The 6,964-nt window shown below is 56.3% G+C and carries 12 protein-coding genes; 11 read left to right on the top strand and 1 reads right to left on the bottom strand.

Annotated features, from left to right (window positions below; translation table 11 throughout):
• The 3 genes from CAK78_RS06480 to CAK78_RS06490 form a co-directional block, all read left to right on the top strand.
• On the top strand, window positions 1–775 hold a 775-nt coding region (locus CAK78_RS06480; RefSeq protein ID WP_094696752.1), incomplete at its 5' end, for a DUF932 domain-containing protein.
• Window positions 776–869: 94 nt separating this feature from the next.
• On the top strand, window positions 870–1,853 hold the full coding sequence (locus CAK78_RS06485) for a YqaJ viral recombinase family nuclease (RefSeq protein ID WP_094696753.1): 984 nt from the start codon (window positions 870–872) through the stop codon (window positions 1,851–1,853).
• On the top strand, window positions 1,850–2,842 hold the full coding sequence (locus CAK78_RS06490; protein WP_094696754.1) for a recombination directionality factor: 993 nt from the start codon (window positions 1,850–1,852) through the stop codon (window positions 2,840–2,842). The genes CAK78_RS06485 and CAK78_RS06490 overlap by 4 nt, the downstream gene beginning before the upstream one ends.
• On the opposite strand, the gene CAK78_RS06495 is transcribed toward CAK78_RS06490, so the two are convergent.
• Window positions 2,843–3,193: a helix-turn-helix domain-containing protein gene (locus tag CAK78_RS06495; RefSeq protein ID WP_094696755.1), complete on the bottom strand. Its 351-nt coding sequence runs from the start codon at window positions 3,191–3,193 to the stop codon at window positions 2,843–2,845.
• A 208-nt stretch (window positions 3,194–3,401) separates the two neighbouring features.
• On the opposite strand from CAK78_RS06495, the gene CAK78_RS06500 reads away from it, so the two are divergent.
• From CAK78_RS06500 to CAK78_RS06535, 8 genes are all read left to right on the top strand, one after another.
• Window positions 3,402–3,737, top strand: a complete 336-nt coding sequence (locus tag CAK78_RS06500) for a hypothetical protein (RefSeq protein ID WP_042658366.1) — start codon at window positions 3,402–3,404, stop codon at window positions 3,735–3,737.
• 48 nt (window positions 3,738–3,785) lie between these two features.
• Window positions 3,786–4,235 (top strand): hypothetical protein, encoded by a 450-nt coding sequence (locus CAK78_RS06505; RefSeq protein WP_094696756.1) that lies wholly within the window; start codon window positions 3,786–3,788, stop codon window positions 4,233–4,235.
• A gap of 83 nt (window positions 4,236–4,318) precedes the next feature.
• Complete coding sequence (locus tag CAK78_RS06510; protein WP_094696757.1) at window positions 4,319–4,666, top strand: YkvA family protein; 348 nt, start codon at window positions 4,319–4,321, stop codon at window positions 4,664–4,666.
• A 19-nt stretch (window positions 4,667–4,685) separates the two neighbouring features.
• Window positions 4,686–5,111: a DUF2787 domain-containing protein gene (locus CAK78_RS06515; protein WP_094696758.1), complete on the top strand. Its 426-nt coding sequence runs from the start codon at window positions 4,686–4,688 to the stop codon at window positions 5,109–5,111.
• A gap of 9 nt (window positions 5,112–5,120) precedes the next feature.
• Window positions 5,121–5,531, top strand: coding sequence for a hypothetical protein (locus tag CAK78_RS06520; RefSeq protein WP_094696759.1), 411 nt, complete (start codon window positions 5,121–5,123; stop codon window positions 5,529–5,531).
• A complete protein-coding gene (locus CAK78_RS06525; RefSeq protein WP_094696760.1) occupies window positions 5,524–5,781 on the top strand; it encodes a hypothetical protein in 258 nt (85 codons plus the stop codon). Before CAK78_RS06520 ends, CAK78_RS06525 begins: the two co-directional genes overlap by 8 nt.
• 111 nt (window positions 5,782–5,892) lie before the next feature.
• Window positions 5,893–6,393, top strand: a complete 501-nt coding sequence (gene radC / locus CAK78_RS06530; protein WP_094696761.1) for a RadC family protein — start codon at window positions 5,893–5,895, stop codon at window positions 6,391–6,393.
• 68 nt (window positions 6,394–6,461) lie between these two features.
• Window positions 6,462–6,767: a hypothetical protein gene (locus tag CAK78_RS06535; protein ID WP_228520151.1), complete on the top strand. Its 306-nt coding sequence runs from the start codon at window positions 6,462–6,464 to the stop codon at window positions 6,765–6,767.
• The last annotated feature ends 197 nt before the right edge of the window (window positions 6,768–6,964 follow it).

Here is a 6,964-nt window from a genome sequence, read left to right on the forward strand (position 1 = left end):
CCCCTACAGCGACAGCAAGGTGCTGTATCGCTCTGATACCCTCGCCCCCCTGTCGGTGGTCTCAAGTCGTTACAACGTGGTACAGCCTCACGAGGTGCTGCACTTCTATCAAGACCTGGTGGAAGCCGGTGGCTTTGAGCTGGAAACAGCAGGCTCGCTCAAAGGTGGCCGCAAGCTGTGGGCACTGGCTAAGACTGGCCAGGATCTAAAACTCAAAGGCAATGACTTGGTAAAATCCTATCTGCTGCTGGCGACCAGTTGCGACGGCACGCTCTGCACCACGGCGCAGTTCACCTCGCTGCGAGTGGTCTGCAACAACACCTTGCAGATGGCACTGCGCGGCGCTACCGGAGCCATCAAGGTGCCACACTCTACTCAGTTCGATGCCGCTGCCGTCAAAGAGTCGCTTGGGCTCGGGCTGTCTCATTGGGATGAGTTCAAGACGCAGACAAAGGCGTTGGCACAACGGCCCGTAGCCCCTGAAGAGGCACTGCGCTTTTTCAGCGACCTGTTGGCGCAACCGCTGGATGAGGAGAACATCATCCTCACACGACCGGTACAACGCCTGCATGAGCTCTATCAGGGCGCAGGTATGGGCTCAGAGCTTGCCAGCTCCCGTAATACCGCCTGGGGGCTGGTCAATGCGGTCACCGAATACGTGGATCACCACCGCCGTGCCCGCAGCCAAGATCACCGGCTTGATTCCGCCTGGTTTGGTCAGGGCGCCCAACTCAAATCCCAAGCCCTGAATCAGGCACTCACTCTGCTGCAGTAATTCCGCTTCCCTATTCAAACCGCATAACGACCTCACCCGGACTGGCGCAAGCCAATCCGGGCGTAGCCATTTATGCCGTCAACAAGGAGTCGTCATGAAAGCAAAATATTGCCAAGCCTTGCGGCTGGCCTCCACTACCCAATTAACCCGCGAGCAGTGGCTCGCTATCCGCAAACTTGGCATTGGCTCCTCCGATGCCGCCGTGGCAGTGGGACTATCCCCCTACAAATGCCCGCTCAGCCTGTGGCTGGAGAAGACCGGCCGCAAGGAGCCGGAGGATATCTCCCATAAGGAAGCTGTGCTGTGGGGCATTGAGCTGGAACCTGTGCTGGCGCAGGTCTACGCCAAACGCACCGGCTTTCGTGTACGCCGAGTCAATGCAGTACTGCAACATCCCGAGCAACCCTTCATGCTCGCCAACCTCGACCGGGAGGTAGTCGGCCATCCCGATGGGCCGGGCATTCTGGAGATCAAGACCGCCAGCTATCACAGCGCCCCCCAGTGGGAGGAAGGGGTGCCGGTGGCTTACCAGTGTCAGGTACTCCATCAACTGGCCGTCACCGGCCATGCCTGGGCCGAAGTGGCTGTGCTGATCGGTGGCCAGGATTTTCGGATTTACCGCATCGAGCGTGATGAGGAGAAGATCCAAGATCTCACCGAGCGGGAAGCGCAGTTCTGGCAGATGGTGCAACAAGATCAGCAGCCAGAGCCTGACGGCTCGAGTGATGCTGCCAATGCTCTGAGCTGGCTGTTTCCGCGTGACGATGGCCAGACGGTGGATCTCTCCGATTCTCCCGAGTTCAACCAGCTGTTTGGCGAGCTACTGCGCTTGCGTGAGCAGAAAGAAGCTGTCGAGCTACAGGAGTCACAACTCAAGCAGCGGCTGCAAGCCACTTTGGGTGAAGCCACTGCCGGGCTGTTTGCCAACGGCAAGATCACCTGGAAGCGCAGTAAAGACCGGCTGGCGCCGGATCTCGATAAGCTCGGTCAGGATCATCCCGACCTGCTCACCCGTTATGTCAAACCGGTGCCCGGCGTGCGCCGTTTCACCATTCAACCCTTGAGGCAAACACCATGATCAAAGGACTGGCGATTACCCCGCCCGTGATCGGGCGGATCTGCATCGGCAAGCTGGTGCAAAAACAGGATAAGTGGGTACCGGAGAAGGACGACAGTTTCACCCTCACCACCCAGATACAGCAAAAGGGGGGATGGTTGCTCCATCCCCTGCATCAACACTATTCATCGCAGAAAAGTGGCCAGGGGCAGGAGCAGACCAAGATCCGCGCCATCCCGGTGCGGGTGTTGTTCAACGACAGCGACTTGAACTTGCGGGCGGAATACAGCGCGTTTGACCGGCAAACCGGCAGGCCGCTCTGTGTCGGGAATGGGGAGGTGGCGAGACGTGTGGGGGCGCAAGGCATGGAGGAAGTCAGCTGCCCAGGACCAGAGCGCTGCGCCTTTGCAGGGCAACAGGGCTGCAAGCTGTACGGACGACTGAACCTGTTTGTGGAGGGGCAAGGGGATGAGCTGGGTAGCTTTATCTTCCGCACCACCGGCTACAACTCGGTGCGCACTCTGGCGGCCCGGCTCAAGTACCTGGAGGCTGTGAGCGGTGGTCATACCCGCTATCTGCCACTCACCCTGCGGCTGCGGGCCAAGAGCACTACACAGTCCTACCGCACACCGGTCTACTACGTGGATTTGACCTTGCGGGAAGAGACCAACCTGACTGAGGCTGTCAGGCTGGCACAGGAGGCGGCCCAGCGTGACCAAGAGGCAGGCTTGGCCATCGACCAGATGGAGCAAGCCGCTCGTGATTTGCTGCGTAACGGCCAATTCGAGGATATCGATGAAGAGGTGCCGATGCTGTTGGAGGAGTTCTATCCCGAAACCAACAGCGACGAGACGGCGAATGGTAACGCGGGTGTGGGGGCGACGGCCTCGCTTCACCCCCCGCAAAGCCAAGCAACCAGAGCGCCACAGAGGCCGCAATCAAGAAGGAGCCCGCTCACCAACAAATTGGGGAAAGGGAGCCCATCCCCTCCCCCAGTAACTGGCGGGTGATCAGCGGGGACGAGCCAACCGATCTACCAACCGCTCCACTGTTTCCAGCAACAGGGTTCGGTCAGCATCATCAAGCCGGGCCAGTTGCTGGCTCAGCACAATACCCTGCTCGGTCGGGCGGTTACTCGTCTCACGCAGAAAATCCGCCAGCTCACAGTCAAACAACTGAGCGAGCTCCGCCAGCCGCACCACGGTCGGCACCACAATCCCTCGCTCCATTCGAGAGACGGCTTCCATCCCGATATTGAGGTGTTCAGCCACATGCTCTTGCGTGAATCCGGCTTGAGTACGCTTGTGGCTGATCGCCTTGCCAACGCTCTTGGCTAACAGCTCAAGGTTGATATCTGTCATGGGTCCTCCAGTCAACCTCTATGGTTGACCATGGACCCATTGACGATAAGGACTCAAAAGGTAGACTAAAGACCTACTGGGTCCATTAAACAGCTATTGATGCTGATTTGACACAGATGTTAGGCCCTCGGCCAGTAAACCATCGTGACCACCTCGCAACAGCTGGACTCCAAAAGACGCTATCACTACACGACCAAGGAAATAAAACATGGAAAGACTGACTTATGAAGATCTGGGTACTGACAAGCTGGCATCACTGATCCGTGCACGAAAGTCTTTCGAAGTCGTAGGGCTATCGGGGCGAATGAGCGCGGCTGTGACAAAACTTGAAAACAGCATCGAACCTGCCGGGCTGAAATGCCGGGTGTATACCAAGGGCCGGATCGCCGCAGCAGGGGCCAGCGTCTTTGGCGGTATTACCGGTCTAGCCGGGATCGCATCTGCCGTCACCATCGCGGCACATAATCTTGCCACTTACAATCCAGACTATGAAATCGTTAAGCACTTGGTGGATAACTCACTCAGCGTGCTTTACAAAAAATAACCACGTTAATGGCTCATCTAAATCCTTGAGCCTTTAGGAGTCACAGGGATGAAAAAACTCTTCATTACCTCAACAGCACTGATGCTGTGCGGCAACGCCTTTGCGTATGGCGAGGCTGGACGCTGGAGCAGTGGCTGGGGTCAGGGCACCAGCGAATACACGGCGGTGGTTAACCAGCAAAACAACCTCTATATCGCCTGTAATGACACCCGCAAAGTCAGCATGACGGCCACTGTGCAGGGCAAGGAGTACGGCTCTTATGCTGGGCAGGCTTTCTCCATCATCGTCGATGGCAGCCAATACGATGCGCCCTATGAGACCGAATCCCGTGTCGGTGAGAACAACTTCTTCGACATGTGGGGCAAGTTGCGCAAGGCCAAGTCGATCCGCATTTTAACGGCGGACGGCAAGCAGCTGGCACTGCCGACCCAAGAGGTAGCCGCTGTACTGCCCGCCACTAATACCCCCGAGTTTGACTGCTTGATGTGGGACCAATAGATCACATCCATTCCCATCCAAGAGGAGGCATTTGCCTCCTCTTTTTATTTCTGCAATTCACCCACCCGTGAAGGAGACGCACTATGCCCCCCTGCATTCCCCCTGAATGCGAGCCGTTCGATCACACAGGCTTTTGGCACAAACTCTGGGCCTTTGCCAAACGTGCCGGTCGGCCCTTTATCGAGACCTGCTTGCTGCTCTACTACACCAGCCAGAAGGATGATTTACCGCTCTGGGCCAAACTGCTGATCTACAGTGCGCTGGCCTACTTTATCTCACCGATCGATGCGATCCCGGACGTGTTGCCGATGGGGCTCACCGATGACATCGCGGTACTGAGTGCAGCTCTCGCCAGCATTGCCGCCTTTATTGATGAACAGATCCGTGCCCGTACAGCCAGAAAAATGCGCGAGCTGTTCGGACAAGATTAACCCCCACAAGGAGTACATCATGACTATTCCCTTTTTCCGGGACGGCTTTGCCATGCCCGTTGCCCAAGCATTGCTGGTTCAGCTTAACCAAGAAGTCGCTAAAACCGAGCTCAATCTTGAGCGCTTAACCCAACTGACCTTCAACTTTCGTAACCCCGGCTACAGTGTCGAACAAGGCGGTGTGCACCCGGTCGAGATCCGCCTGATCCGTGGGCTCGATGGCTGGCTGTTCGATTACGTCACCGACTTCAGCTACCAGGGGCAGGGCCAAGATGCTGAGCTCTGCAAGGAGCTCGATTTCAACTTCCTCGATGGGGAACACACCATGTTGGGCTGGGGACCGCTGCGGCTGGCTGAGGCGCGGGAGTTGTTCGACATCTGGCAGAGCAACTTCATTGCCTACTACCGGTTGGAATCCTTCAGCGTCACGGTCGCAGGAGATTAGGAGGGCACCATGAGCCAAGAATTAGCGATCTCCCACTATACACGTCAGTGGCTGGGACGAGTCGCCACAAGCGCCAAGCTAACCCCCATCCGCAGTGGTCAACGCTGGCTGCTGCACCTGACCCCGGAGAGCCCACTAGCCCGCACCGTCACCCTGCAAGTGCGTTGGTCCGGGGTGCAGTGGCAACTGCTCTCCCTCACCAATGCCGAGGACTGGCACACCATGAGCCAGCCGGTCGATGAGATCTGCATTGACCCCAAGCGAAGTTGTTTCTGGCATTGCCAAGCAGGCCCCGTGCCACTCACCGAGCAACCCCGCGTGCTGGCAAGCTTTCTAGCTGACCTGCAGCGCATCTGCATCCATCGCGGCTATCGGGTAGAGAGTGACCCTATTCAGCAACAGGAGAATAAGGATGATTAACACCGTGATCGCCATCGAGCTGGAGGCTTATCTTGAGCACAATGGCCAGGTTGAAGCAGTGCATGACCAAGGCCAGCCGGTGGATGGTTACGCCCTCTACCTACGCTATGAAAATGAACGGTGTGACGCACTGGCGCAATGGCTGTGCGACCACTCGGATCAGCACTGGCTAACCGAGTTAGGCACCATGCTCGCCACCAGTTACCGCGTTCCGTTGCACGACTACACCCCGCACACCTTGGCAGCCTGAACACAGCCAACCAAGCCTGCGGTCCCCCCCCATTCAGTAACCCATTAACCAAATAGCTCGCCAACCCTGCCGCATCCAACGCGGTGGGACGATGGCGTATGGAGCACAATCATGTTGCACCACAAACTGATCGCCGGGGAAACCCCCGGCACCTACCGGGTGACTGACCTTGTCACCGACGATGACCTGCTCACCATCGCCCAAGCCGTTGCCCGGCAGAAACTGGCCAAGGGAGAAGCTATTACCGATAAACACTTGGCCCATCAAGCCCTGCAAGGACTGCTGCAAATAAGGGATCGCGAAGTGTTTGCCGCACTGTTCCTCGATAACCAACACCGGATCCTGGCCTACGAGGAGCTGTTCCTTGGCACCCTGTCCGCTGCGACCGTCTACCCACGCGATGTCGTCAAGCGGGCACTGCACCACAATGCAGCCGCCCTGATGCTGGTGCATAACCACCCGTCGGGATACCCGGAACCCAGCCGCGCAGATATCGAAATAACCCACCGATTGCAGACCGCGCTAGAGCTGGTCGATATCCGGCTCCTGGATCATCTGGTGGTTGCCACAGAGGGGATTGTATCGCTAGCCGAGAGAGGGTACTTGGGTTGAGCACTCTCACTGTGGTTCAGTCACCATTTTTGCTAGACTCTGCGCTTTAATTTTCTCCAAAAAATCCGATGATGAAACTCTTAAACACCTACGATGACAAAGATGAAGCCGAAGAAGCGCTGACCAAACTCCTTGGTGAAAAACGCCTAGCCAGTGAACGAGATAGCACTGTGGTTGTCTATAACCTATTTGGCCAGCCTACCTGGGGCAACTTCCATCGTCTTGGCATGTTCAATTTGCCGGAGCTACAGACGATGCTGGAGCAGCGCAAAGCTGGGCATGTTATTGATCAAGCCCGGCACAGCGAAATTTTGAGTATGCTACGCTATGCAGCGAAATCTTTTGAAATCACGCTTCCCGCTCATTGGCTATAAATTAATGCCGGAATATCCGGCGTTAATTTACAGCCCACTTTAAATAGATATTACTATTAATCTTTTCACTTATATAAAAATAATCGCATCATTAGCCTGGTGATGGACATCTAGGCGAAAATTTGATGTTAAGCGATTCTCATTGAAGTTAATATAAAAAGGAAACCATGCCGGATCATTACTAATAGCAGAAAGAC

Origin of the sequence: Aeromonas sp. A35_P (assembly GCF_002259925.1) — a bacterium.
Lineage (GTDB): Bacteria > Pseudomonadota > Gammaproteobacteria > Enterobacterales > Aeromonadaceae > Aeromonas > Aeromonas dhakensis.

Coding starts and splice junctions, on each gene's coding strand:
- CAK78_RS06485 (WP_094696753.1), top strand. CDS start 870: ATGAAAGCAAAATATTGCCAAGCCTTGCGGCTGGCCTCCACTACCCAA.
- CAK78_RS06490 (WP_094696754.1), top strand. CDS start 1,850: ATGATCAAAGGACTGGCGATTACCCCGCCCGTGATCGGGCGGATCTGC.
- CAK78_RS06495 (WP_094696755.1), bottom strand. CDS start 3,193: ATGACAGATATCAACCTTGAGCTGTTAGCCAAGAGCGTTGGCAAGGCG.
- CAK78_RS06500 (WP_042658366.1), top strand. CDS start 3,402: ATGGAAAGACTGACTTATGAAGATCTGGGTACTGACAAGCTGGCATCA.
- CAK78_RS06505 (WP_094696756.1), top strand. CDS start 3,786: ATGAAAAAACTCTTCATTACCTCAACAGCACTGATGCTGTGCGGCAAC.
- CAK78_RS06510 (WP_094696757.1), top strand. CDS start 4,319: ATGCCCCCCTGCATTCCCCCTGAATGCGAGCCGTTCGATCACACAGGC.
- CAK78_RS06515 (WP_094696758.1), top strand. CDS start 4,686: ATGACTATTCCCTTTTTCCGGGACGGCTTTGCCATGCCCGTTGCCCAA.
- CAK78_RS06520 (WP_094696759.1), top strand. CDS start 5,121: ATGAGCCAAGAATTAGCGATCTCCCACTATACACGTCAGTGGCTGGGA.
- CAK78_RS06525 (WP_094696760.1), top strand. CDS start 5,524: ATGATTAACACCGTGATCGCCATCGAGCTGGAGGCTTATCTTGAGCAC.
- radC (WP_094696761.1), top strand. CDS start 5,893: ATGTTGCACCACAAACTGATCGCCGGGGAAACCCCCGGCACCTACCGG.
- CAK78_RS06535 (WP_228520151.1), top strand. CDS start 6,462: ATGATGAAACTCTTAAACACCTACGATGACAAAGATGAAGCCGAAGAA.